We start from the raw sequence: 24852 nt of genomic DNA, 5'->3' as shown, positions 1-24852 counted from the left end.
ACACCGGCCGTCCCGCCGCGCACCGCGCACCGCGCACCGACGGCACCACACAGACAGAGAGAACCCGATGGCATCCGCACGCCCGCACTCCACCACGCCCCGTCGCCGCCGCGCACCGCTCTTCGCCGGCCTCGTCGCCGGCGGCGCACTCATCCTCGCCGCGCCGCTCGCCGCGTCGGCGCACGTCCACGTCACGCCCGACGAATCCGCCGCCGGCACGACGACGCGTCTCGACTTCTCGTTCAGCCACGGCTGCGAGGACTCGCCCACCACCTCCGTCGCGATCAGCATCCCCGACGGCGTCGACGGCGTCACGCCCGTCCTCGACGGCGCGTGGACGATCGACCGCGAGGTCGGCACCGACGGCATCCCCACGAAGGTCACCTACACGGCGGTGACGCCCGTCGAATCCGGTGTCGCCGCGAGCGTCGCGCTCGACGTGATCTTCGCATCGTCGGCGTCGGGAACGCAGGTCGCCTTCCCGGTGCTGCAGACCTGCGAGGTCGGCCAGACCGACTGGGCCGAGGTCGCCGGCGAAGGCCAGAGCGAAGACGACCTCGAGTCTCCCGCTCCCGTCGTGACCGTCGGAGAGGTGTCGGAGGACACCGGTCACGGTCACGGCGACGGCGCGGCCGACGACGCGTCGGCCGACCCCGCCGACGGGGGCGACCACACCGAGCACGCCGACACCGACGACGTGGGCGCCGCGGCCGATCCCGTCGCGCGCTGGCTCGCCGGCGGGGCGCTCGTCGCCGCGCTCGCAGCCCTCGGCGTCGGCGTCGCGGGGCTTCGCCGCAAGAGCTGACGCGGAGTCCGGCGCACAAGCCGCCGCGGTCCGCCGCATGAGCTGACGCGCCTCCGGGCGCAGCGCGGTGCGACACCCGCACGAGGTGTCGATGAGATGATGGACGGGACATGAACATGCCCACTCCGCCCTCGAACATCCCCCCCGCGCTGCGCCCGGCACACCCGCCCGTCCGCGCCCTCACCGAGGTCGCGGAGCGCGCGGCGCATCGCACGATCGGCGACCTGGACGGTGTCGAGGTGACCGGCGTCACCCTGGCGACGACCGACCTGCACCCGGGCGACCTGTTCGTCGGCATCCACGGCGTGCGCCGGCACGGTGCCGAGTTCGCCGCCGACGCGGTGCGGGGCGGCGCCGTCGCGATCCTCACCGACGAGGCGGGCGCCGAGATCGCCGCGGACGCCGGCGTGCCGATCCTCGTCACCGACGACCCGCGCGGCGCCCTCGCAGACGTCTCCTCCTTCGTCTACGGCACCGACGGCAACCTCCCGGTGATCCTCGGTGTCACCGGGACGAACGGCAAGACCTCGACCGTGCATCTGCAGGATGAGCTGTTGCAGCAGCTCGGCATCCCGTCGGGGATGTCCTCGTCCGCGCGCCGCCACATCAACGGCGAGTCGATCATGGCGCGCCTGACGACCCCCGAGTCGACCGAGCTGCACGCGCTCATCGCACACATGCGGGAGCAGGGCGTGCGCGCGCTCGCACTCGAGGTGAGCGTCCAGGCGATCGTCCGTCACCGCGTCGACGGCATCGTCTACGACGTCGCCGGCTTCACGAACCTGCAGTACGACCACATGGACGATTTCGCCGACATGGAGGAGTACCTCGAGGGGAAGCTCCGCATGTTCCGCGCCGACCGCGCCCGCCGCGCCGTGGTGTCCCTCGACACCCCGGCCGGGCAGCGCGTCGTGGAGCACGCCGACATCCCGGTGACCACGATCGCAACGCCCGAGATCGCGACCGACGCCGCGCTCGCCGCGACGGCGCAGTGGTCGGTCGAGATGGTCGACGAGCGCATCAACGAGACCCGCTTCGTCCTCACCGGTCCGAATGGCGAGCGCCTCGAGACGACCGCGCCCGTCACGGGGCCGCACATGGCCGCCAACGCGGGTCTTGCGATCGTCATGATCCTCGAGTCCGGCCTCGCCACGTGGGACGAGATCGTCGCGACGCTCGATCGCGACGGCGGCATCCGTGGCACGCTTCCGGGGCGCACCGAGACGGTCACGACGGGCCGCGGGCCGACGGTGTACCTCGATTTCGCGCACACCCCCGACGGGTTCGAGATGACGGCCCAGGCGGTCCGTCGTCAGACGCCGGGGAAGCTCCTCATCATGTTCGGCGCCGACGGTTCGCGCGACACGACCAAGCGCCCGGCGATGGGTCGGGCGGCGGCGCGCAACAGCGACATCGCGATCGTCACCGACCACCACCCGCGCTACGAAGACCCCCAGGTGATCCGCGACGCGCTGTACTCCGGCGCCGTCGAGGAGCCGCCCGCGGGGGGCCTTTACAACATCACCCCGCCCGAAGACGCGATCACGAAGGCCGTCTCGCTCGTGGGCGAGGGAGACGCGATCCTCTGGTTCGGACCGGGGCATCAGGACCACCGCGAGATCCAGGGCGTCCGGCATCCCTACAACCCGCGGGAGATGGCGCTGCGCGCCCTGCGCGACGCGGGGTGGTGACGCGCCGCCGCGCGGGAAGGCACGTGTGGCCTGACCACAAAGGGGATGCCGCGAACGCGCCCCGCCTTGTGGGTTGCGCACACATCTTCTTTGTGGTCTGACCACAAGTCCTACACTGGAATCACGACCCGGACACGGATGGGTGCTCGGGCGGATCGGCGAAGCCGATCGATCCATTGGGCTCATCCCACGAGGACTCGAGGAACAATCATGACCACCGTCACTCCCGCCGCACACGAGACCGAGCACGACGCTCAGCCCGCCGCCTGGAACGGCTTCACCGCCGGCCCCTGGCAGGACGAGATCGATGTGCGCGACTTCATCCAGCGCAACTACACGCCCTACACCGGCGACGCTTCGTTCCTGACCGGCGCCACCGCCCGCACGACCCGCATCTGGAACACCCTTTCGGAGATGTTCCCCGAGGAGCGCGAGAAGGGCATCTACGACGTCGACCCGCACACGCCGGCCGGCATCACCGCCCACGCGCCCGGCTACATCGCGAAGGACGACGAGGTCATCGTCGGCCTCCAGACCGACGCTCCCCTCAAGCGCGCCATCATGCCCAACGGCGGCTGGCGCATGGTCGAGGGCGCTCTGGACACCTACGGCTACGAGGTCGACCAGACCCTGAAGACGGTCTTCAGCGAGTATCGCAAGACGCACAACCAGGGCGTCTTCGACGTGTACCCGCCGAACGTCCGCGCCGCACGCTCGTCGCACATCATCACGGGTCTGCCGGATGCCTATGGCCGCGGCCGCATCATCGGCGACTACCGCCGCGTCGCGCTTTACGGCGTCGACCAGCTGATCGCCGCGAAGAAGGTCGACAAGCTCGGCCTCGACACCACGCCCTTCACGGAGCAGATCGCCCGCGAGCGCGAGGAGCACGCGGAGCAGATCCGCGCGCTGCAGGAGCTCAAGCAGATGGCGGCATCCTACGGATTCGACATCTCCGGCCCCGCGACCACCGCTCGTGAAGCCGTGCAGTGGCTCTACTTCGCCTACCTCGGCGCGGTCAAGGAGCAAAACGGCGCCGCGATGTCGCTCGGCCGAACCTCGACGTTCCTGGATGTCTTCATCCAGCGCGACCTCGAGCAGGGCCTGCTCACCGAGACCGAGGCGCAGGAGATCATCGACGACTTCGTGATCAAGCTCCGCATCGTCCGGTTCCTCCGCACTCCCGAGTACGACGCGCTCTTCTCCGGCGACCCGACCTGGGTCACCGAGACGATCGGCGGCATGGGCGAGGACGGGCGTCCGCTCGTCACGAAGAACTCCTTCCGCTACCTGCAGACGCTCTACAACCTGGGACCTGCGCCCGAGCCGAACATGACCGTGTTCTGGAGCCCGGACCTCCCGCAGGGGTTCAAGGACTTCTGCGCGCAGGTGTCGATCGACACGTCGGCCGTGCAGTACGAGTCGGACGAGATCATCCGTCCGGCGTGGGGCGACGACGCGGCCATCGCGTGCTGCGTGAGCCCCATGCGCGTCGGAAAGCAGATGCAGTTCTTCGGCGCCCGCGTCAACCTCGCTAAGACGCTGCTCTACGCGATCAACGGCGGGCGCGACGAGGTCTCCGGCAAGCAGGTCTCGCCGGTCGCCGCCCCCGTGGGCGACGGACCGCTCGAGTTCGACGACGTCATGGCCCGGTTCGACAAGACGATGGACTGGCTCGCCGAGACGTACGTCGAGGCGCTCAACTGCATCCACTGGTCGCACGACAAGTACGCGTACGAGCGGCTCGAGATGGCCCTGCACGACAAGGACGTGCTGCGCACGATGGCCTGCGGCATCGCCGGCCTCTCGGTCGCGACCGACTCGCTGTCGGCGATCAAGTACGCGACCGTCACCCCGGTGCGCGATGACCGCGGCATCGTCGTCGACTACGTCACGGAGGGCGAGTTCCCGACGTACGGCAACGACGACGACCGGGCCGACGACATCGCCGTCGACCTCGTCGAGCGCTTCATGGCGAAGATCCGCAGCCACCCCATGTACCGGAACGCGCTGCCGACCCAGTCGGTGCTGACCATCACGTCGAACGTCGTGTACGGCAAGGCGACGGGGAACACCCCCGACGGCCGCCGCGCCGGCGAACCGTTCGCCCCGGGTGCGAACCCGATGAACGGTCGCGACACGCACGGCATGCTCGCCTCCGCCCTGTCGGTCGCGAAGCTGCCGTACTCCGAGTCGCAGGACGGCATCTCGCTGACGAACACGGTGGTCCCCGCCGGCCTCGGACGCACGAAGGACGAGCAGGTGCACAACCTCGCCGGCCTCCTCGACGCGTACGTCGGGTCGCACGGGTATCACATGAACGTCAACGTGCTGAACCGCGAGACGCTCGAGGATGCCATGGAGCACCCGGAGAACTACCCGCAGCTGACGATCCGCGTCTCCGGCTACGCCGTGAACTTCGTGCGACTGACCCGCGAGCAGCAGCTCGACGTCCTGTCGCGCACGTTCCACGGCTCGATGTAACCCCCACCCCAGAAGACCCCGAGAGGAGCAGACCATGTCCGCCACGCTGATCGCGTCGAACCTGTCTGCTCCTCTCGCGGGCCTGGAGGTCGCCGACGCCTCGCGGCACGAGCGCCTCGTCGCGATGCGCGAGGGCCGGCTGGGATCGGTGCACTCGTGGGAGCTCGTGACGGCGGTCGACGGCCCGGGAACGCGGCTGACGACCTTCCTGGCGGGCTGCCCGCTGCAGTGCCAGTACTGCCATAACCCCGACACGCTGCAGATGCGCGACGGCAAGCCCGTCTCGAGCGACGAGCTCCTCGCCCGCATCGCGCGGTATCAGGGCGTCTTCCGCGCCACCGGAGGCGGCATCACGCTCTCCGGGGGCGAGGTGCTCATGCAGCCCGCTTTCGCGGCGCGGATCCTCCGCGGGGCGAAGGAGCTCGGCATCCACACGGCGATCGACACCTCCGGCTACCTCGGCGCGGCGGCCACCGACGCGATGCTCGACGACGTCGACCTCGTGCTCCTCGACGTCAAGAGCGGGGATCCCGACACGTACAAGACGGTCACGGGGCGCGAGCTCGAGCCGACGCTCGCCTTCGGGCGGCGCCTCGCCGAGATGCCGCACGGTCCCGAGGTCTGGATCCGCTTCGTGCTGGTCCCGGGTCTCACCGACGACGTCGAGAACGTCGAGAAGGTGGCGGAGTACGCGGCATCCCTCAACGAGATCATGCCGGGCACCGTAACCCGCGTCGAGGTCCTCCCCTTCCATCAGATGGGCCGCGACAAGTGGGCCGCCCTCGGCCGCGACTACCTGCTCGAGGACACCGAGCCGCCCACTCCCGAACTCACCGAGCGGGTGCGCGAGAAGTTCCGCGCGCACGGTCTGACGACCTACTGACCGCTCCCCCGACGCGCCGATCCGCACCCGATGGTCGGCTCGAGCCCCACACCGCGGTGGTCGGCTCCCGGATCAGCCTGCGCCCCTTCCCATCCCCGGGCGCGGGCTGATCCCCTTCCTCACGCGCCGGAGCTCTCAGGCACCGGCGATCGCGCGATCCGCCTCCGCGCGCGCCCAGCTCTCCGCCTCGGCGAGCGATTCACGCGTGAGCTCGCCGGGGGCCGCGTGCGCGTCAACGACGCGCCGAACGGTGTCGAGGATGCCGAGATAGCTCAGAGCGCCCTCGTGGAAGGCATCCACGGCCTGCTCGTTGGCGGCGTTGAAGACAGCCGGGTAGGTGCCGCCGGCGCGGCCGACCTGCTTCGCGAGCGCGACGGCGGGGAACGCCTCGTCGTCGAGCGGCTCGAACGTCCAGGTCTGCGCCGTCGTCCAGTCGAGCGGCGCACCGACGCCCGCGACGCGGTGCGGCCAGTCGAGCCCGAGCGAGATCGGCAGGCGCATGTCGGGCGGGGATGCCTGGGCGATCGTCGACCCGTCGGTGAACTCGACCATCGAGTGCACGATCGACTGCGGGTGCACGGTGACGTCGATGGCGTCGTAGTCGACGCCGAACAGCAGATGCGCCTCGATGACCTCGAGCCCCTTGTTGACGAGGGTCGCGGAGTTCGTCGTCACGACCCGGCCCATGTCCCAGGTGGGGTGCGCGAGCGCCTCGGCGGGCGTCACGTTCACGAGCTCGGCGCGCGTCCGCCCGCGGAACGGACCCCCGGATGCCGTGAGCACGAGCCGTCGCACCTCGTGCGCCTCCCCCGCGCGCAGCGCCTGCGCGATCGCGGAATGCTCCGAATCGACCGGGACGATCTGCCCGGGCGCGGCGAGCGCCGTCACGAGGTCGCCGCCGACGATGAGCGACTCCTTGTTCGCGAGCGCGAGCGTGCGCCCCTCTTCGAGGGCTGCGAGGGTCGGGCCGAGGCCGACCGATCCGGTGATCCCGTTGAGCACCACTTCGGCATCCACCTCGCGGACGAGCCGCTCCGCCGCGTCTGCGCCGAGCGCCGTCGCGCGCTCGGCGACGCCGAACTCGGCCGCCTGCGCGGCCATGCCGTCGGCGTCACGCCCGGCGGCGAGCCCCACGACCTCGAACCTGTCGCGGCGGTCTCGGATGACATCGAGCGCCTGCGTCCCGATCGAACCGGTGGAGCCGAGGATCAGGACGCGACGCATCCCGTCAGCCTAGCCGCGCGCCGTCGCTGGGGCGCCTCGGCGTCACTGGGTGGCGGCGGTCGGCGCGTGCTGGGTGCCGAGGATGTCGATGACGAACACCAGCGTCTTCCCCTTCAGCGCGCCGTTCAGGTCACCCATCGACGGCGGCATGACCACGAGCACCTGGCTGCCGACGGTCTGACCGACCATCGCCTTGCCGAACCCCTCGTACACCCCCGTCGTGGTGAACGCCGCCGGCGCCCCGCGCTTCCAGCTGGAGTCGAACTCCTCCTTGGTGTCCCACGCGACGCCCTTGTACTGAACCGTCACCTGGTCGCCTTCGGCGACGGTCGGCCCGTCGCCCTTCTTGAGCACCTCGATCTGCAGGTCGGCGGGCGCAGCGGTGTCGGGCACGGTGATCGTCGGCTCGCCGTCGTCCGCGAGAGCGACCTCCGGCATCCCCTCCACCGGCGCAACGCTCTGACCGGTCGCTGTCGTCGGCAGCTCCTCGAACGTGCGCGCGACGACGACGTAGTTGCTGCCCTCGGTGCCGAGCGCCGAGCCGGGCACGGTCATCACGACAGTCGACCCGAGCGGGTTGCACTCGATCGCTCCGACCCACATCGTCAGCTGGGTCTGGTCGATGAGTACCGGCACGCGTCCGTCCTCGGAGGCGGAGGTCGTCGTCGAGTCGTTGATCAGCTCACCGGAGGCGCCGTCGTACACCTGGTACTGCGCCGAGACCAGGTCGCCCACGCCGAGGTCCGCCCCGTCGCCGGGCGTGACGACGGTGCGCTCGACCTGTTCGAACGCCAGGTCGGAGGGAACGGTGGCAGACAGCGTGTCACCCGCCTCGTCGACGGTGACGGCGTCCGAGTCCGATCCCGGCGACGCCGCGATGAGGCAGGCGTCCGCCGCACCGCTGGAGCCGGACGGCGACGGCGAGGATTCCGCGTCGCCCGACCCGGCGCACCCGGCGAGCAGGAGCACCGACACGGCGGCGGCGGACAGGGCGGCGATCGGGCGCAGGCGCACGGGGACCTCACAGGGGTGGTGGTCACGGATGCCGTGACACGGCACCCGGGCAGACGAGAGACTCACACATCTTCGCGCATCTTCTTCTGTCCCCGCTGAGAGGCGTCCCGTCGGGAGGCCGGCCGCGCGGCCGATGGGGGCCATGCGCGGGGAGGAATGAGATCGGGAGTACCCTCGACGGGTGGCAGAAGAGCATGGGGGCGCGTCCGAGGCGCCCGAACGCGCCGCGACGACGGATGCCGAGCCGGACGAATCGGGCGTCGCACCCGTCGGTTTCACCTACTACTTCGGTCGCGCCGTGCTCGTGCCGCTCACCCGGCTCATCTACCGCCCGCGCATCGAAGGGCGCGCGAACATCCCGCGTACGGGCAAGGTGGTCTTCGCGAGCAACCACCTGTCGTTCATCGACTCGCTGATCATCCCGATGTTCGCGCCGCGCCCCGTCTACTTCCTCGCGAAGTCGGCCTACTTCGAGGGCACCGGGTTCCGCGGGTGGGTGAGCCGGCACTTCTTCCGTGCCATCGGTGCGACCCCCGTCGAGCGCGGCGCCGGGCAGGCGGCGCTCGACGCGCTCGACCAGCAGCGGCGCATCCTCGCCTCGGGTCGGGCGATCGCGCTCTATCCCGAGGGGACGCGCTCGCTGGACGGCAAGCTCTACAAGGGACGGACGGGCGTCGCATTCCTCGCGCTCGAAGAGGGCGCCCAGGTCGTCCCCGTCGGGCTCATCGGCACGAACGAGGCCATGCCCGTCGGCGCACGTATGCCCAAGCGGCATCCCCGCGTGACGGTGCGCTACGGGGAGCCTCTCGACCTGTCGCACTACGGACCGGCATCCAGCGGCAGAGCACGCCGGCTCGCGACCGACGAGGTCATGTCCGCGATCCACGCCCTCTCGGGGCAGGAGCTGGCCGGAACCTACAACGAGGCGCCCGCCGCGAACCCCGTCGAACGTCTCAAGCAGGTGCTCCCGCACGAGCGGCGGTAGCGCACGGGCGCCGGACGCGGGATCTCGGCGAGAGCGCGGGCGAAAAGCAGGGCCGATCGGCGCCGACGGCGGTGTGACGCCACCGCAGCTGCGGTTCGCCCTGCTTTTGCGGCGGCTCGCTCTCCAGACGGTCGCGCATCGCCTCCTCCCCAACCGGTCGAATCGCCGATCCGTCCACAGATCAGACGCGGGCGCGCCCTCGCCACTGCGCGGGCCGACAGTCTGGCGGCATGGAGCACATGACGCAGGCCGACGCCGGACCGGCCCCGCGCATCGCGCGAACCCGCGACCTGCGGGCGGCGGGATGGCGGGCGAGCGAGGTGCGGGCCGCGGTGGAGAGCGGAGGTCTCGTGCGGGTGCGTCAGGGCGCCTTCTGTTCGCCGCTCACCCCGCCCGACTGTGTCGCCGCGGGGCGCAACCGGGGACGTCTCGCGTGCGTCTCCGAGCTGCGTCGTCGTGGGGTGTTCGTCATGGACCACGCCACACGGCACATCCACGTCGTGCCCGAAGCGGCGCGGCTCGGACCGCCCGGGACGAATCGGCTGCACCGCGACCGGCTCCTGCGTGCCCCTCATCCCCGGTCGCTCAGCGTGGAAGTCTTCGACGCGGTGCGCCAATCGGTGCTGTGCCAAAGCCCCCGGGCCGCGATCGCGACGACCGATTCCGCGCTCCATCTCGGGGTTCTCGCCCACGACGACCTGGACGAGCTGTTCGCGTCGCTCCCCCGTCGCCACCGGCGGCTGCGTCGACTGCTCGACTCCCGCGCCGAGTCGGGGCCCGAGTCGCTGATGCGGCTCATCCTGCGCACCCTCGGGTGCCGATTCGACGTGCAGGTGGAGATCGCGGGGGTCGGACGCGTCGACTTCCTCGTCGACGGCTGGCTCATCATCGAATGCGACAGCCGCGCATTCCACTCGTCATGGGAGCAGCAGAAGCGCGACCGGCGACGTGATCAGGAGGCTGCGATGCGCGGGCTCACGACGTACCGCCCGATCGCCGAAGACATCATGGAGCGTGCGGACGTGGTGCGGGCGGCGGTCGCGGGGCTGCTCGCCGCCCGCCCCCGGTGACGAAGCAGCCGGCGGCCGCGCAGGGGCGACGCGGCGGCCGAGGCGGCGCCGCGCGTCCCCGGCGCGAACGCAGGCAAGAGCAGGGGCAGGTGGCAGGAAAGGCGGGCCACAGACCGGATAGACGCAGTCGCCCCTGCTTTTCGCGGGGTCGGCCGGCGTCGATACGCGCGGCTCAGACGGCGGTAACCGTCGCCTCGTGACGGACCGGGAAGTTCACCGAGTTCGCGATGAAGCACCAGTCGTGCGCCTGCGCGTGCGCGGCCTCCGCCGCCGCGATCATCCCTTCCTCGGCGACGACGACGCGCGGGTGGAGCGTCACCTCGGTGAATGCGCCGCCTCCGCGCCCGTCGAGGGTCATCGTGCCGGTCGCGTGATCGTCGTAAGACACGACCACGACGCCCGCCTCGACGCATGCGTGCAGGTAGGACAGCAGGTGGCACTCCGAGAGCGCCGCGAGCAGCAGGTCTTCGGGGTTCCACTTCGCGGGGTCGCCCCGGAAGGGCCGGTCGGCGGATGCCGCGAGGTCGGGCTTGCCGGAGATCGACACCGTCACGGCGCGGTCGTAATCGCGGTACCCGCTCGTTCCGGTGCCGCGGTTGCCCGTCCACGTGCTGCGGACCTCGTATCGATGCTCTCCGATCATGCTCCCAGTCTCGCACCGCGCCGGTCGGGCGACCTGACCGAAACCGTCCTCGGCCCGGCCGGTGCCGGCGGTAGGCTGGGCCGGTGCCCGAGACGTTGACCGTGCCCTCCTCCGTCGAACTCGCCGTCGTCGAACGTTCCGGGTTCGTGGAGTCGCGCCACGCGGGAGCGGCGATCGTCCTCGACGCCGAGGGCGTCGTGCAGCTCACGCTCGGCGACGTCGAGACCCCGATCCTGCCCCGCTCGAGCATGAAGCCGCTACAGGCGCTCGGATGCCTGACGGCCGGCGCCGACCTCACCGGCGAGCGCCTGGCGCTCGCGACGGCGAGCCACTCGGGCACCAACCGGCACGTCGCCGTCGTCCGCGACATCCTCGATGCGGCGGGTCTCGGCGAGTCGGATCTCGGGTGCCCCGCGGCGTGGCCGGGCGACCCCGCAACGCGCGACGAGCTCATGCGCGAGCTCGGACAGCCCCAGCGCATCCGTATGAACTGCTCCGGCAAGCACGCGGCGATGCTTCTCACGTGCACCGTGAACGGCTGGGACACCACGGGCTACCTCGACCCCGCCCACCCGCTGCAGGTCCACATCCGCGAGGTCATCGAGCGTCTCATCGGCACGAAGGTCACCTCCGCCGCCGTCGACGGCTGCGGCGCGCCCGTGTACGGGATGAGCCTGTCGGCTCTCGGCCGTGCGGCGCATCGCATCGGCACGTCGTCGGAGCGCTCCCCGTTCGCCCTGCACCGCAGCGCCGGCGCCCTCGTCCGCGCCGTTCGCGAGAGCCCGTGGACGATCGACGGGCCGGGTCGTCCGGACACGATCGCGATCGAGCGGCTCGGCGTCTTCGCGAAGGGGGGCGCGGAGGGCGTCATGATCATGGTCGCCCCGAACGGCACGACGGTCGCGCTGAAGGTGCTCGACGGGTCGGGTCGCGCGACGACCGCGATCGCGCTCGCCCTGCTCGAGCGCGTCGGCGCCCTCTCCCCCGCCGACGTCGCCGCGACGTTGGCTCAGCTTCCGCTCGCCGTGACCGGCGGCGGGCAGGATGTCGGCCTGATCCGGCCGACCGTTTAGCCTTCGCACGGCGCGGCCACAAGGCGCGGCGGGGCGGGGCACCGACAAGGGAGCGACATGCGCATCAGTGTTCCGACCGAGATCAAGAACAACGAGTTCCGGGTCGCGCTGACCCCCGCGGGTGTCTACGACCTCGTGCGATCCGGCCATGAGGTCTTCGTCCAGCGCGGTGCCGGGATCGGCTCGTCGATGTCGGATGCCGAGTACGCCGACGCCGGCGCCACGCTTCTCGACGACGCGGCGGAGGTCTGGGCGCGGGCCGAACTGCTCCTGAAGGTGAAGGAGCCGATCGCCGCGGAGCACGGGTACTTCCGCGACGACCTCGTGATCTTCACCTACCTGCACCTCGCCGCGGACCGCCCGCTCACCGACGCCCTCGTGGCGAGCGGCGTCACCGCGATCGCGTACGAGACGGTGCAGCTCCCGGGAGGTGGGCTGCCGCTCCTCGCCCCGATGAGCGAGGTGGCCGGTCGCCTCGCCCCCACGGTGGGCGCTGCGACGCTGATGCGCTCCGCCGGGGGCCTCGGCCTTCTCATGTCGGGTGTGCCGGGCACGCGTCCCGCGACGGTCGCGATCATCGGCGGCGGCGTCGCGGGGGCGAACTCCGCCTACATCGCGGCGGGCCTCGGTGCCGACGTCACGATCTTCGACACGAACATCGCACGTCTGCGCTTTCTCGACGATCACTTCCAGGGTCGCGTGAAGACGGCGGCGTCGAACCCGCTCGACCTCGACCGCGCGGTCGTCGCGTCCGACCTCGTCATCGGCTCGGTACTCATCCCCGGCGCGAAGGCGCCGAAGCTCGTGACGAACGAGATGGTCGCGCGCATGCGACCGGGATCGGTGCTCGTCGACATCGCCGTCGACCAGGGCGGCTGCTTCGAGGACACCCGACCGACGACGCACGCCGACCCCACTTTCCCCGTTCACGGGAGCGTCTTCTACTGCGTCGCGAACATGCCCGGCGCCGTCCCGAACACCTCCACCTCGGCGCTCACCAACGCCACCCTTCCCTACGTCCGGAGGATCGCGGGGCTCGGATGGCGCGACGCGCTGCGCGCGGACGCCGCCCTCGCCGACGGACTCAACGTGACGGCCGGCCTTCTCGCCAACGCCGGCGTCGCGGAAGCCCACGGCCTCGCGGCGGTGACGCTCGCCGACGCCCTCGCCTGAGGCATCCGCGCCCTCAGTCCGGCAACCACACGCGCGCAGGAGCCTCGCCGGGAGCGAGCGCCCACGCCCGCCCGGGCACAGCCTCCGTGTACGGCGGAGACTCGCGCCGCCCGGTGACGGCGCGGTACTCGGACGCGCAGGCGACGTCGACGACGAATCGGCTGTGCTCGCGTGCCGCCGCGAGCACGCGCCACTGCGCGAGCCAGGCGTCCGGCGTGCCGATCACCGCGTCGCCGCGAGAGGGCGGAGTGGTGGATGCCGCCGCCTCCTCGACCGTCATCGCGTGAAGGCCCGCCTCCGCGCACGCGGCGCGCAGGCGCTCGACCCGCGCCCCGGGAGGTGTGACGATCGCGAGCGGCGTGGTCGGCTCGAGCGTCGCCATCGATGCCGGGAGCGACCCGGGCAGCCCGCCGGCCCCACCGCCCGCGCCCACTCCGCCGGTCCCGCCGGGCCCGTCGGCGACCGCGACCTGGATCGGACGCCGCCCCCAGCGACCGCGCCCGGGTGCCGTGCCGGCCGCGAAGTCGGACGATTCGCCCCCCGCGGCCACGTGATCGGTCCGGGTCGGAAGTGGCAGGAGCAGCCGGTGCGGCAGCAGTTCGAGCACCCGCCCGAGTCCGCCGGCGAGGCGCGCGACCGCGACGACCAGCACGATCCCGCGACCGCGTGCCTCGCGCGCCGCCCGTTCGAGCCCAGCGACCCACGTCGCCGCGTACTCACCGGGCAGTCGCCCCACGAGTGCGTCGGCGTCGTCGACGAGGACGACCGTGCCTGCGGGCGCCGCGGCGATGCCGTCGAGCGCGTCCCACGCGCCCTCGGCATCGGCGGGCACGCGCAGCACGCGCTCCGCCTGGGCGGCGATCGTGGCAAGAAGCGTCGAGCGCCCGCTGCCGGGCCCGCCGACGATAGCGAGGCCCCCGGCGGCTCGGGGCAGCGTCACGACGCTCTGCCGCTGGTGCTCCGGCTCGTCGCTCAGCCCGAGGACGATCTCGCCGCTTCGGCGCACGTCATGAAGCTCGAGCCGGTCGGGAAGCGGCGGAAGCCACGGACGCCGGGCGGGGGCGTGCCCCGAGGCCTGTGCCCGAAGCTCGGCGAGCGCGTCTGCGCCGGTCCGCGCGACCCGCACCGTGCGCGCCGTGGCGTCGGCGGCGCAGCGGATGAGCGCCGTCCCCCGTGCGGCTTCGCTCCCGGGGAGGCGCACCGCGTCATCCTGGCCGATCACGGTGCGGGAGTCGGCGCCATCTGTCACACGGAAGGCGATGCGCAACGGGGCGTTGGCCAGCACTCCGTCGCGGAACGCGCCCGCGGCGCGCTGCGACGCGAGGATCAGGTGCATGCCGAGCGCGCGGCCGCGCGCGGCGATGTCGGCGAACAGGTCGTGCAGCTCGGGGCGCGCGGCGACGAGGGCCGCGTACTCGTCGACGACGATGACGAGGCGCGACAGCGCGTCGCCCGCGTCGTCGATGTCGCGGGCGTCTGCGTCCGCCAACACGCGCTCTCGGTAGCGGATCTCGGCGGTGAGACTCTCCACCGCGCGAAGCGCGCGTGCCTCGTCGAGATCGGTGAGGACCCCCGTCACGTGCGGGAGCGCGGCGAGCGCATCGAAGGTGCGCCCGCCCTTGAAGTCGACGAGGAGCAGGGACAGCTCCTGCGGCGAGCGCGTGCGGCACATCGCCGCGATCCACGTCGTGAGCAGCTCGCTCTTGCCCGACCCCGTCACCCCGATGACGACGGCGTGGGGGCCGTCACCGACGAGGTCGAGGACGACCGGCGCGCCGCCGCTCCTGCCGACGGCGGCCGCGAGACTGCCGCGCCCACCCCCGAGCACCGGGAGGTCCTCGAGCGACACGGCACCGTCCACCCGCTGCCCGAGCGAATCGGCGCGCGCGGCGAGCGCGGCCGCGAGGGCTTCCGCCTGGGCAGAGGAGATCGCCTCGACGCGAACCTCCTGCGAGAGGCCGTCGTGATCGAGGCGCGCCCTGTCGGCACCCGTGAGTGTGAGCACCGCGGCGCAGCGCGGCGGCGGCGGATCCCCCTCGCGCACCTGCACGATCGGGATGTCGATGCCGTCGGACACGGGCCGGCCGCCGTTCGCAACGACGAGGAGCGCACCGCGGGTCGCTTCGGCATGCGGCACGCGCAGCGTCGCATCACCCGCCGCCGCAGCCCCGGCATCCCCCAACCGCACGCTCCCCGGGGCGTGCGCGAGGCACACCTGCAGCGCGAGCGCACGGACGACGGCCGCGGCCGGGATCGCGGGGCCGGCAACGGCGACACCGCCCGCGAGCGGGACCGTGATGGGTACGTCATCGAGCATGCGGGAGCGGCGGCGGAGCGCGCGGGATCGGTCGTCGTGCGCTTCGCCGTCGAGGCGCACCCCGCTCGCGGCGCGCCCCGCGCCCACGACAAGGACGTCCTCGCGCCCCGGCACCACACGCCAGATCTCTTCGGGGGCGGCCGCGTAGCCCGCGACATCGGGAGTCCGTCGCCAGGCGCGCTCGCGTTCGACGTCGTGGCGCCGGTCGAGTTCGCCCTCGAGCACACCCAGTTCGCGCGCCCCGTCTTTGGCGGCGCGCCGCTTCGTGCGTCGCGCGGTGCGCAGCCCGTCGAGGAACGACGCCCCCGCCATGAGCGGCCCGAGGGCGGCGAACCAGAGCGCGAACGGCGACCCGGTGACCTTCCACAGGACGACGGCGCCGATCACCGGAACGATCGCTGCGGCGATGGGCAGCGCCGGTCGCGGCGGCGACGGAGGCGGAGCGGGGAGGCGGAGCGGGTCGTCGTGTGCGTCATGCATGCGCGACAGTCAAGCGGGGCGACCGTGCGCGTGGGGACCGATCAGGCGGATCGGTGGATGAATCCGCTCAGGCGTCGTCTGTGGAGGAGTCGATGGGCGCGTCACCCGCGTGCGTGCGGCGCGCGTTCAGCACGATGATCGTCACGTTGTCGCGACCACCGTTCTCGAGCGCGGCCTCGAGCATGTCGTCAACGGCCTCGGTCGGGTCGTCGTGCTGCAGCAGGAAGTGCAGGATGCCGTAGTCGGTGAGCTCCTTCGTGAGCCCGTCACTGCAGATCACGAACCGGTCGCCGTCGAGCACCTCGAGGCGCACGTAGTCGGGCGAGACGCCGTCGGAGGGACCGATGGCGCGCGTGATGACGTTGCCGTACGGGTGGTTCTCGGCTTCTTCGGGGCTGAGCCTTCCTGCGGCGATGAGCTCCTGCACGACAGAGTGGTCGGTCGTCACCTGCGCGAGCGTTCCGTCGCGGAAGAGGTACACGCGCGAGTCGCCGACGTTGAGCGTCACCCACGTGGGTTCGGGGCCGGAGAGGTCGAGGTAGACGCCGGTGACGGTCGTCCCTGTGCCCTCGTCGGTGGTCTCGGGATGCGACGCGATATCGCTCACGGCGCGGGCGAGCGCCTTCTCGATCGCCTTCGGGCCCACGTCGCCTTTCGTCGCGACGGCGCGCAGCCGGTCGACGGTGCTCGCGCTGGCGATCTCTCCCCCGATGTGGCCGCCCATCCCGTCGGCTACGACGAAGAGCGGGTACTCGGCCAGCACGGCATCCTGGTTCGTGTCACGGCGACGTCCACGATGGGTCACCTCGGACCACTGGAGCTCGAGCGCACCGTCGTCGAGGGGAACGGTGCGCGAACGGGTCGCGGCTTCTGACACGCTCACACTCTAGTGGACGCCTCGCCCGGCTCATCGGCGACGGGCGGGATGGGCGGCAGCGGCGGTACCGCTCCGGGCGAGACCACGGGGACCGGTCCGGTGAGGACCGCCTCCGGCTCGACATCGACCGGATCCGTCTCGTCGTCGACGGCGGGGGCGTCGAACTGCGCGTCGTAGAGGCGCCGATATGCGCCGTTCGCCGCGAGGAGCTCCTCGTGCGTGCCCTGCTCGACGATCGCCCCGGCCTCCATGACCAGGATGAGGTCCGCGTCACGGATGGTGGAGAGGCGATGGGCGATGACGAACGACGTCCGGTCGCGGCGCAGACGCGACATCGCCCGCTGGATGAGGAGCTCGGTACGGGTGTCCACCGAGCTGGTCGCCTCGTCGAGGATCAGAATGCGCGGGTCGGAGATGAAGGCCCGCGCGATCGTGACCAGTTGGCGCTCACCGACGGACAGATTCGTCGCCTCGTCGTCGAGCACGGTGTCGTAGCCGTCGGGAAGGGCGTGCACGAACCGATCGACGTACGCCGCCTTCGCCGCCGCGAGGATCTCCTCCTCGCTCGCGTCGTCCTTGCCGTAGGCGATGTTCTCGCGGATCGTGCCCGAGAACAGCCACGTGTCCTGCAGCACCATCCCGGTGCGCGAGCGCAGATCGGCGCGGGTCATGAGGCGGGTGTCGAGAGTGCCGAGGGAGATGACGCCGGCATCCACTTCGTAGAAGCGCATGATGAGGTTCACGAGCGTCGTCTTCCCTGCCCCCGTCGGGCCGACGATCGCGACGGTGCTGCCGGGATCGGCTCGCAGCGACAGGTCCGCGATCAGCGGGATGTCGGGGACGTACCGGAACGAGACGTCGTCGAACGCGAGGTCCGCGGTCTCTTCGGGGACGGTCTCGGCGGGCTCGGCATCGGGGCTCTCCTCCTCCTCGTCGAGGAGTTCGAAGACGCGCTCGGCGCTCGCGACGCCCGACTGGAGCAGGTTCGCCATCGACCCGAGCTGGCTCAGCGGCTGCGTGAACTGCCGCGAGTACTGGATGAACGCCTGCACGTCGCCGATCGACATGAGACCGTTCGCGACCTGCAGGCCGCCGACGACCGCGATGGCGACGTAGACGAGGTTCCCGATGAACATCATCGCGGGCATGATGATCCCGGAGAGGAACTGCGCCCCGAAGCTCGCCCGGTACACCGCATCGTTCTCGCGGGCGAAGTCGGCCTCGACGTCGGTCTGGTGACCGAACACCTTGACGATCTGATGGCCGGAGAACGTCTCCTCGACGCGGGCATTGAGAACGCCCGTCGCGGCCCACTGCGCGACGAAGAGCTTCTGCGATCGACGCGCTACGAGCGTCGTGATGAGGATGGTCAGGGGGATCGTCACGAGCGCGATGACGGCGAGCAGCGGCGAGATGACGAACATCATCACCAGGACGCCGACGACGGTGAGCAGGCTCGTCACCACCTGGGAGAGCGTCTGCTGCATCGTCTGACCGATGTTGTCGACGTCGTTCGTGACCCGGCTCAGCAGCTCGCCGCGCTGGACGCGGTCGAAGTACGCCAGCGGCAGCCGGTGAATCTTGTCCTCGACCTGGACGCGGAGGCGGTTCATGGCCCGCTGCACGATGCCGGTGAGCAACCGCGCCTGCAGCCAGCCGAACACCGCGGCGAGGATGTAGACGGCGAGGACGGCGATCATGACGACCGCGAGGCGGTCGAAGTCGATGCCCGCGCCGGGCGTGAAGTCCATCGAGCGGATCATGTCCGCCTGCTGTTCGTTGCCCGACGCGATGAGCTGGTCGATGATCTGCTGCTTGGTCGCACCGGCCGGCACCTGGAGGGAGATGAACCCCGCGAAGATGATGTTGGTGCCCTCGCCGAGGATCTTCGGGCCCGCGACGCTGAGCGCGACCGAGAGCACCCCGAGGATCAGCACCAAGACGAGCTTCGGCGTATCGACCTTGAGGGTCCCGAGCAGTCGTTTCGCGCTCGGCCCGAAGTTCTGCGCCTTTCCGCCCGGCGCCATGCCGCGCCCTCCGCCCATGGGCCCCCGTCCGCCCATGGGTCCGTGCCCGCCCTGGGGTCCTTGCCCGCCCTGGGGTGCCGCCGGGCGGGATGACGTCGTGCTTCCGCCGCTCATACCGCCTCCTGCGCGGAGAGCTGCGACTCGACGATCTCACGGTATGTCTCGCACGTATCGAGCAGCTCGTCGTGCGTGCCGAGGCCGACCATGCGTCCGTGATCGAGCACGACGATCTGGTCGGCGTACCGGATCGTCGTCACGCGCTGCGCGACGATGACGCGGGTCGCGTCGGGGAGTTCTGTGTCGAGGGCGTGCCGCAGCGCCGCGTCCGTCTTGAGGTCGAGAGCGGAGAAAGAGTCGTCGAAGATGTAGATCTCGGGGCGCTTCACGAGCGCGCGTGCGATCGCGAGACGCTGCCGCTGGCCGCCCGAGACGTTCGTGCCGCCCTGCGCGATGGGCGCCTCGAGCCCGCCGTCGAAACCCGACACGAAGGAGGATGCCTGGGCCAGATCGAGCGCCTTCCAGAGCTCCTCGTCGGTGGCGTCGCGGTCGCCGTAGCGGAGGTTCGAGGCCACCGTCCCGGAGAAGAGGAACGCGCGCTGGGGCACGAGACCGATGCGCGCCCACAGGTCATCGGGGTCCATCTCGCGAACGTCCGTGCCGTCGACGCGCACCGCACCGCCCGTGACGTCGAACAGGCGCGCGATGAGGCCGACGAGCGTGGTCTTGCCCGAACCGGTCGATCCGATGATCGCGGTCGTCGTGCCCGGCGCGACGGTGAAGGTGAGGTCGCGGAGCACGGCCTCGTCGGCGCCGGGGTAGGTGAAGTCGACGTCGTCGAACTCGATGAGGCCCCCGGCGGGCCGGACCTCCACCGGGTGCTCCGGCGCGTGCACGGAAGGCTCGGTCTCGAGCACGGCGCCGATCCGGTCGGCGCACACCGCGGCGCGGGGGATCATGACGAACATGAACGTCGCCATCATCACCCCCATGAGGATCTGCATGAGGTAGTTGAGGAACGCGAACAGCGTGCCGATCTGCACCCCGTGGTTCTGCACCTGGTCGGCGCCGTACCAGATGACGGCGACCGACGAGAGGTTCATCACGAGCATCACAGCGGGGAACATCAACGCCATGAGGTACCCGGCCCGCAGCGCGGTCTCCATGACGTCTTCGCTGGCCTTGCCGAACCGGGCGCGCTCCCGGTCCTCTCGCACGAACGCCCGGACGACCCGGATGCCGGTGAGCTGCTCCCGGAGGATCTGGTTCACGCGGTCGATGCGCGCCTGCATCGCGGTGAAGGCGGGGACCATGCGCACGACGATGAGCGAGACCACGAGGAGAAGGACCGGGATCGACACCGCCATGAGCCACGACAGACCGGCATCCTGTCGCACCGCCATGATGATGCCGCCGATGGCGAGCATCGGCGCGGAGACCATCACCGTCGCCGACATCTGCACCAGCATCTGCACCTGCTGCACGTCGTTCGTGTTGCGCGTGATCAGCGAAGGAGCGCCGAACTGTCCGACCTCGCGCTGCGAGAACGCGACGACACGGTGGAACACGGCGGCACGGAGCGACCGGCCCATGCCCATCGCGAGGCGCGACCCGAAGTACACCGCGATGAGAGAGCAGACGACCTGGAAGAAGCTGACGAGCAACATCACCCCGCCGGTACGCCAGATGTAGTCGATGTCACCGGTGACGACGCCCTTGTCGATGATGTCGGCGTTGAGCGTCGGCAGGGCGAGGGAGGCGATCGACTGCCCCAGCTGGAACAGCACGACGAGTACCAGCAACGGCCACGCGGGCCGGAGGAAACCGACGAGGATCTTCCCGAGCATCGGGGGCCTGCGCCGCGCGGTCAGGCTTTGGGCGTCTCGCCGGCGCCGCCCGCGGTCGGGTCGGTCGTCGTGTCGCCGGATGCCGACGGATCGGTCGTCGGCGCTGCGGTCGTCGGCGGCTCGGTCGTGGGCGGCTCGGTCGCCGGCGGCGCGAGGGGAGCTTCAGCGGCGGGCGACGGCACCACCGGCGGCTCGGGGGCCGGTGCGGCGACGGGAGGCTCGGTCGACGGCGGTCCGTAGGCGGGCGGCTCGGTCGAGGGCGGTCCGTACGCCGGCGGCGGCTGGTAACCGGCCGGCGGCGGCTGGTAACCCGCGGGCGGCGGCTGGTAACCGGCAGGCGGCGCCTGGTAACCGGCGGGCGGCGCCTGATAGCCGGCCGGGGGTGCCTGATAGCCGGCGGGCGGCTGGTAGCCCGGAGGCGGCGCGTACCCGGGCGCGGGCGGCGCGACGTACCCGGCGCTCGGCTGCACCGGGATCCCCTGCCACACCGTGCGGTCGGCGAAGAACCCGTTGCCGGCCCACGGTGCGGGTGCGATGGCCGGGTTCCAGCGCGACTTGTCGTACGCGTTGATGCCGAGCCAGACGATCGAGAGGAGCACGTAGAGGACAACCCAGACGGGCTCCTTCTGCAGCTTCAACCCAACGCGCCACGCGGCCAGCGCCGTCGCCACGATGAACAGGACCAAACCGAGGAAGCCGAGGTTCAGCGGAGCCAGGACGATGGCGACACCCGCGGCGATCAGGACGACCCAGGGGCTCAGATCGCCGAGCTTGCTGAAGACCATGAAGTTGTAGACGGGCACCCACGCGCGCCACTTCCCCTGGACACCCGCCTTGTCGAAGATCTTCATGAGGAAGAGCGACGAGAGGACGTAGTACAGCACCGCGAACAGGAAGAAGATGAACCCGAAGAAGAGGGCAGCGGCGACCACCGCGCCGTCGTTGTAAGAGTCGCCCATGATGTCCTTTCGGCCGTGAGCGGTCGCCAGCGCGTCCGTCAGAGTCATCGTAAGGGCACAGCGCACCCCGCGACCAGAGGCAGTCGGCGCGCGCAGTTTCTCGCGCGCCGAGCGCTGGTTTCGCTAGCCTGGCGACTGTACCCATCGGAAGGATCGCCATGAGCGACGCGCAGACCCCCACTCCCCCGCCCGTCCCGGAGCAGCCCGCCGCCGACGCGGCCGCTCAGGCGCAGGCCGCGCCGGCGACGACACCGACCGGCGGGCAGGCGGGTGTCGACGACACGGGCGTGCCGCGCCTGCTGGGCGAGTTCGACGAGATCGGCAAGGGCTTCCTCTCGGCGCTGTTCGACATCACGTTCACGCAGTTCATCACGCGGCGCCTCGCGAGCGTCTTCTACCTCGTCGGTCTCGTGGCGATCGGCATCGGTTTCATCGCGACCTTCTTCAGCGGGATCATCTCCGGCATCGGGTCGCTCAGCTGGAACGTCGGCGGCGGCATCGCGCTCATCATCTCGACGCTGATCGTCGTCCCCGTGCTCGCCTTCCTCGCGATCGTGGTGCTCCGCTTCGTCATCGAAGCGGGCGTCGCGCTCGTCGCGATCGCGGAGAACACCGAGCGCACCGCGCAGAACACGCAGCGCGCCACCACGCCGCCGCGCTGATCAGACGACGAGGTCGAGTTCGCCGTCCGCACCCGTTCGCACGGTGAGGCCGGCGGTCTCGGCCCACGCGCGGAAGGCATCCCCGCTCGTGATGCGGGGTCGACCTTCGGCGAGCGCACGCACGAGGGCGCCCTTCGCGTGCTTGTTGAAATGGTTCAGGGCGCGGACGGCGCCCGTCTCGCTCCCGGCGCGATCCCCCGTTGCCGCCCCGGTCACGACGCGGAGGTACAGCGAAGGGATGCCGGAAGGTACCGGCCCGAGCGCGGCGTACGCCTCGGAGCGCAGGTCGAGGACGAAGCGCGGCGCGGCCTCCGCGAGCGCGCGGGTCACGGCATCCGCCCACACGCGCCGAAGGGGCGGCAGATCGGGAAGGCGGACGCCCGCCGCGAGTCGGTACGCGGGGATCGCATCCAGGGCGCGTACGGGCCCGAAGGGCGCCGAGTGGATGAGGACGTGCGCCCCCAGCCACCGCCGTGCGGCGGCGTCGAGCGTCGCGGCATCCAGCGCGTCGTACAGCACGCCCGTGTAGCGGTCGACGGCGGGGAGCGTCGGCGCCGTGCGGAGCGCCGCATTGTCGGCGATCCCGCCGCGCTGACGCTCGGAGAGCTTCAGAACGCGCGCAGCGGCGTCGGCGTCGGCGTCGGCACTCAGCGACACCAGTGCGTCGATGACCGCCTCGCGCTCCGGAAAGAGCTGCGGCATCGCGAGCGCGGGGACATCGAGGGGGCGGGCACGACCCCCGGGCCGCTTGGTCTCCGACGGGGGCAGCAGGATCAGCATGGGGACTTTCACAATGACGAGAGCGTTTCGACTCGCCGCTACGCCGCCCGCTCAACGTCCGGAAGTGCCGGTCGTTGAGCGGGCGAGCGCAGCGAGTCGAAACGCTCAGGCGATGTCGAAACGCTCAGGAGATGAGGCGGGGTCAGGACTCCAGGGCGGCGTGACCGGCGACGATCGTGAGCTCGTCGCGCTCCATCGAGATGAAGCCCGAGTGCGCTGTCGCGATGACCTTCGAGCCGTCGGACTGGGTGATGCGCACCTGGCCCTCGGCGAGGATCGCGAGCACCGGCTCGTGCCCTGTCATGAAGCCGATCTCGCCCTCGACGGTCTTGGCGACGACGAGGCTCGCCTCGCCGTGCCAGACCTCCTCCTCCGCGGAGACGAGGGTGACGGTCAGCGCCATGTCAGCTGTTCTCCTTCTGGATCTTCGCCCACTTCTCCTCGACGTCGGAGATGCCGCCGACGTTGAAGAACGCCTGCTCGGCGACGTGGTCGTAGTCACCCTTGACGATCGCGTCGAACGACTCGATGGTCTCCTTGATCGGGACCGTGGAGCCCTCGACGCCCGTGAACTTCTTCGCCATGTAGGTGTTCTGCGAGAGGAACTGCTGGATGCGGCGCGCGCGCGACACGACGACCTTGTCCTCTTCGGAGAGCTCGTCGACACCGAGGATCGCGATGATCTCCTGCAGTTCCTTGTTCTTCTGCAGGATCTGCTTCACGGCGGTGGCGACACGGTAGTGGTCGGCACCGATGTAACGCGGGTCGAGAATGCGGCTGGTCGAGGCCAGCGGGTCGACGGCCGGGTACAGACCCTTCGACGCGATCTCACGCGAGAGCTCGGTGGTGGCGTCGAGGTGGGCGAAGGTGGTCGCCGGGGCCGGGTCGGTGTAGTCGTCGGCGGGCACGTAGATCGCCTGGAGCGAGGTGATCGAGTGACCACGCGTCGAGGTGATGCGCTCCTGGAGCACACCCATCTCGTCGGCGAGGTTCGGCTGGTAGCCGACCGCGGAGGGCATGCGACCGAGGAGGGTGGACACCTCGGAGCCGGCCTGCGTGAAGCGGAAGATGTTGTCGATGAACAGCAGCACGTCCTGCTTCTGCACGTCGCGGAAGTACTCCGCCATCGTCAGCGCCGACAGGGCGACGCGAAGGCGCGTCCCCGGCGGCTCGTCCATCTGGCCGAAGACGAGTGCGGTCTTGTCGAAGACGCCCGCCTCCTCCATCTCGTGGATGAGGTCGTTGCCCTCACGGGTGCGCTCGCCGACACCGGCGAACACCGACACGCCGCCGTGGTCCTGCGCGACGCGCTGGATCATCTCCTGGATGAGGACGGTCTTGCCGACGCCCGCGCCGCCGAACAGGCCGATCTTCCCACCCTGGACGTACGGGGTCAGCAGGTCGATGACCTTGATGCCCGTCTCGAACATCTGGGTCTTCGACTCCAGCTGGTCGAAGTTCGGAGCCTGACGGTGGATGCCCCAGCGCTCCGTGATCTCGACCTGCTCGCCGGGCTCGAGGTTCAGGATGTCACCGGTGACACTGAAGACCTTGCCCTTGGTGACGTCGCCGACGGGCACCGAGATCGGGCCGCCGGTGTCGCGCACCTCCTGGCCGCGGACCATGCCGTCGGTCGGCTTCAGCGAGATGGCGCGCACGAGGTCGTCGCCGAGGTGCTGCGCGACCTCCAGCGTGATCTCGGTGGAGTCGTCGCCGATCGTGATCGTCGTCTTCAGCGCGTTGTAGATGTCGGGGATCGCATCGTGCGGGAACTCGATGTCGACGACCGGGCCGGTGACGCGTGCGACGCGCCCGACGACCGTCGTCTCGGCCTTGTCGGCAGTGGCGGTGGCAGTCATTG

Annotated in this window: 20 protein-coding genes; 9 read left to right on the top strand and 11 right to left on the bottom strand. The window is 70.9% G+C overall.

Features of this window, described 5'->3' with window-relative positions:
• Positions 1–67: 67 nt before the first annotated feature.
• From ACRVYW_RS05675 to pflA, 4 genes are all read left to right on the top strand, one after another.
• A complete protein-coding gene (locus tag ACRVYW_RS05675) occupies positions 68–805 on the top strand; it encodes a DUF1775 domain-containing protein (RefSeq protein WP_431802538.1) in 738 nt (245 codons plus the stop codon).
• 110 nt (positions 806–915) lie between these two features.
• Positions 916–2496, top strand: coding sequence for a Mur ligase family protein (locus ACRVYW_RS05670; protein WP_431802536.1), 1581 nt, complete (start codon positions 916–918; stop codon positions 2494–2496).
• 210 nt (positions 2497–2706) lie between these two features.
• Entirely contained in the window at positions 2707–4980 is a 2274-nt protein-coding gene (pflB, locus tag ACRVYW_RS05665) for a formate C-acetyltransferase (protein ID WP_431802534.1), read from the top strand.
• A gap of 34 nt (positions 4981–5014) precedes the next feature.
• A complete protein-coding gene (pflA, locus tag ACRVYW_RS05660; RefSeq protein ID WP_431802532.1) occupies positions 5015–5863 on the top strand; it encodes a pyruvate formate-lyase-activating protein in 849 nt (282 codons plus the stop codon).
• Between the two features lie 135 nt (positions 5864–5998).
• Here pflA and dxr read toward each other — a convergent pair whose 3' ends face one another.
• Positions 5999–7087 (bottom strand): 1-deoxy-D-xylulose-5-phosphate reductoisomerase, encoded by a 1089-nt coding sequence (gene dxr / locus ACRVYW_RS05655; RefSeq protein WP_431802530.1) that lies wholly within the window; start codon positions 7085–7087, stop codon positions 5999–6001.
• Positions 7088–7129: 42 nt separating this feature from the next.
• A complete protein-coding gene (locus ACRVYW_RS05650; protein WP_431802528.1) occupies positions 7130–8101 on the bottom strand; it encodes an FKBP-type peptidyl-prolyl cis-trans isomerase in 972 nt (323 codons plus the stop codon).
• A gap of 181 nt (positions 8102–8282) precedes the next feature.
• Here ACRVYW_RS05650 and ACRVYW_RS05645 point away from each other — a divergent pair, with 181 nt between their 5' ends.
• Together ACRVYW_RS05645 and ACRVYW_RS05640 are read left to right on the top strand one after the other, a co-directional pair.
• The gene (locus ACRVYW_RS05645; protein ID WP_431802526.1) at positions 8283–9086 is read left to right on the top strand and encodes a lysophospholipid acyltransferase family protein; all 804 of its coding nucleotides are present in this window, start codon (positions 8283–8285) and stop codon (positions 9084–9086) included.
• A 230-nt stretch (positions 9087–9316) separates the two neighbouring features.
• Positions 9317–10156: an endonuclease domain-containing protein gene (locus tag ACRVYW_RS05640; RefSeq protein WP_431802524.1), complete on the top strand. Its 840-nt coding sequence runs from the start codon at positions 9317–9319 to the stop codon at positions 10154–10156.
• Positions 10157–10328: 172 nt separating this feature from the next.
• Here ACRVYW_RS05640 and ACRVYW_RS05635 read toward each other — a convergent pair whose 3' ends face one another.
• Entirely contained in the window at positions 10329–10799 is a 471-nt protein-coding gene (locus ACRVYW_RS05635; protein WP_431802522.1) for an OsmC family protein, read from the bottom strand.
• Between the two features lie 83 nt (positions 10800–10882).
• Here ACRVYW_RS05635 and ACRVYW_RS05630 point away from each other — a divergent pair, with 83 nt between their 5' ends.
• On the top strand, positions 10883–11872 hold the full coding sequence (locus tag ACRVYW_RS05630) for an asparaginase (protein ID WP_431802520.1): 990 nt from the start codon (positions 10883–10885) through the stop codon (positions 11870–11872).
• Positions 11873–11929: 57 nt separating this feature from the next.
• Positions 11930–13045 (top strand): alanine dehydrogenase, encoded by a 1116-nt coding sequence (gene ald, locus ACRVYW_RS05625; RefSeq protein WP_431802519.1) that lies wholly within the window; start codon positions 11930–11932, stop codon positions 13043–13045.
• Between the two features lie 13 nt (positions 13046–13058).
• Here the strand turns inward: ald and ACRVYW_RS05620 are convergent, their stop codons facing one another.
• From ACRVYW_RS05620 to ACRVYW_RS05600, 5 genes are all read right to left on the bottom strand, one after another.
• On the bottom strand, positions 13059–15842 hold the full coding sequence (locus ACRVYW_RS05620; RefSeq protein ID WP_431802517.1) for an FtsK/SpoIIIE domain-containing protein: 2784 nt from the start codon (positions 15840–15842) through the stop codon (positions 13059–13061).
• A gap of 67 nt (positions 15843–15909) precedes the next feature.
• Positions 15910–16719 (bottom strand): PP2C family protein-serine/threonine phosphatase, encoded by an 810-nt coding sequence (locus ACRVYW_RS05615; protein ID WP_431802515.1) that lies wholly within the window; start codon positions 16717–16719, stop codon positions 15910–15912.
• 2 nt (positions 16720–16721) lie between these two features.
• Complete coding sequence (locus tag ACRVYW_RS05610) at positions 16722–18860, bottom strand: ABC transporter ATP-binding protein (protein WP_431802513.1); 2139 nt, start codon at positions 18858–18860, stop codon at positions 16722–16724.
• Positions 18857–20590, bottom strand: coding sequence for an ABC transporter ATP-binding protein (locus ACRVYW_RS05605; RefSeq protein ID WP_431802511.1), 1734 nt, complete (start codon positions 20588–20590; stop codon positions 18857–18859). The genes ACRVYW_RS05610 and ACRVYW_RS05605 overlap by 4 nt, the downstream gene beginning before the upstream one ends.
• 20 nt (positions 20591–20610) lie before the next feature.
• Positions 20611–21597: a hypothetical protein gene (locus tag ACRVYW_RS05600; RefSeq protein ID WP_431802509.1), complete on the bottom strand. Its 987-nt coding sequence runs from the start codon at positions 21595–21597 to the stop codon at positions 20611–20613.
• Between the two features lie 110 nt (positions 21598–21707).
• On the opposite strand from ACRVYW_RS05600, the gene ACRVYW_RS05595 reads away from it, so the two are divergent.
• On the top strand, positions 21708–22211 hold the full coding sequence (locus ACRVYW_RS05595; protein ID WP_431802508.1) for a DUF4282 domain-containing protein: 504 nt from the start codon (positions 21708–21710) through the stop codon (positions 22209–22211).
• Here ACRVYW_RS05595 and ACRVYW_RS05590 read toward each other — a convergent pair whose 3' ends face one another.
• From ACRVYW_RS05590 to atpD, 3 genes are all read right to left on the bottom strand, one after another.
• Positions 22212–22991, bottom strand: a complete 780-nt coding sequence (locus tag ACRVYW_RS05590) for a YaaA family protein (protein WP_431802506.1) — start codon at positions 22989–22991, stop codon at positions 22212–22214.
• A gap of 142 nt (positions 22992–23133) precedes the next feature.
• Positions 23134–23394, bottom strand: coding sequence for a F0F1 ATP synthase subunit epsilon (locus ACRVYW_RS05585; RefSeq protein WP_431802504.1), 261 nt, complete (start codon positions 23392–23394; stop codon positions 23134–23136).
• A gap of 1 nt (position 23395) precedes the next feature.
• Entirely contained in the window at positions 23396–24850 is a 1455-nt protein-coding gene (gene atpD / locus ACRVYW_RS05580) for a F0F1 ATP synthase subunit beta (RefSeq protein WP_431802502.1), read from the bottom strand.
• Positions 24851–24852: the final 2 nt, after the last annotated feature.

The organism is Microbacterium sp. bgisy203, assembly GCF_965345155.1.
In the GTDB taxonomy this organism is placed as follows: Bacteria; Actinomycetota; Actinomycetes; order Actinomycetales; family Microbacteriaceae; genus Microbacterium.
Note: the sequence above shows the minus strand (reverse complement) of the source record. Positions and strands in the feature narration are given on the sequence as shown.

Excerpts from the sequence above, each read along its gene's own strand:
- ACRVYW_RS05675 (WP_431802538.1), top strand. The coding sequence starts at position 68 with ATGGCATCCGCACGCCCGCACTCCACCACGCCCCGTCGCCGCCGCGCA.
- ACRVYW_RS05670 (WP_431802536.1), top strand. The coding sequence starts at position 916 with ATGAACATGCCCACTCCGCCCTCGAACATCCCCCCCGCGCTGCGCCCG.
- pflB (WP_431802534.1), top strand. The coding sequence starts at position 2,707 with ATGACCACCGTCACTCCCGCCGCACACGAGACCGAGCACGACGCTCAG.
- pflA (WP_431802532.1), top strand. The coding sequence starts at position 5,015 with ATGTCCGCCACGCTGATCGCGTCGAACCTGTCTGCTCCTCTCGCGGGC.
- dxr (WP_431802530.1), bottom strand. The coding sequence starts at position 7,087 with ATGCGTCGCGTCCTGATCCTCGGCTCCACCGGTTCGATCGGGACGCAG.
- ACRVYW_RS05640 (WP_431802524.1), top strand. The coding sequence starts at position 9,317 with ATGGAGCACATGACGCAGGCCGACGCCGGACCGGCCCCGCGCATCGCG.
- ACRVYW_RS05635 (WP_431802522.1), bottom strand. The coding sequence starts at position 10,799 with ATGATCGGAGAGCATCGATACGAGGTCCGCAGCACGTGGACGGGCAAC.
- ald (WP_431802519.1), top strand. The coding sequence starts at position 11,930 with ATGCGCATCAGTGTTCCGACCGAGATCAAGAACAACGAGTTCCGGGTC.
- ACRVYW_RS05620 (WP_431802517.1), bottom strand. The coding sequence starts at position 15,842 with ATGCATGACGCACACGACGACCCGCTCCGCCTCCCCGCTCCGCCTCCG.
- ACRVYW_RS05610 (WP_431802513.1), bottom strand. The coding sequence starts at position 18,860 with ATGAGCGGCGGAAGCACGACGTCATCCCGCCCGGCGGCACCCCAGGGC.
- ACRVYW_RS05605 (WP_431802511.1), bottom strand. The coding sequence starts at position 20,590 with ATGCTCGGGAAGATCCTCGTCGGTTTCCTCCGGCCCGCGTGGCCGTTG.
- ACRVYW_RS05600 (WP_431802509.1), bottom strand. The coding sequence starts at position 21,597 with ATGACTCTGACGGACGCGCTGGCGACCGCTCACGGCCGAAAGGACATC.
- ACRVYW_RS05595 (WP_431802508.1), top strand. The coding sequence starts at position 21,708 with ATGAGCGACGCGCAGACCCCCACTCCCCCGCCCGTCCCGGAGCAGCCC.
- ACRVYW_RS05590 (WP_431802506.1), bottom strand. The coding sequence starts at position 22,991 with ATGCTGATCCTGCTGCCCCCGTCGGAGACCAAGCGGCCCGGGGGTCGT.
- ACRVYW_RS05585 (WP_431802504.1), bottom strand. The coding sequence starts at position 23,394 with ATGGCGCTGACCGTCACCCTCGTCTCCGCGGAGGAGGAGGTCTGGCAC.
- atpD (WP_431802502.1), bottom strand. The coding sequence starts at position 24,850 with ATGACTGCCACCGCCACTGCCGACAAGGCCGAGACGACGGTCGTCGGG.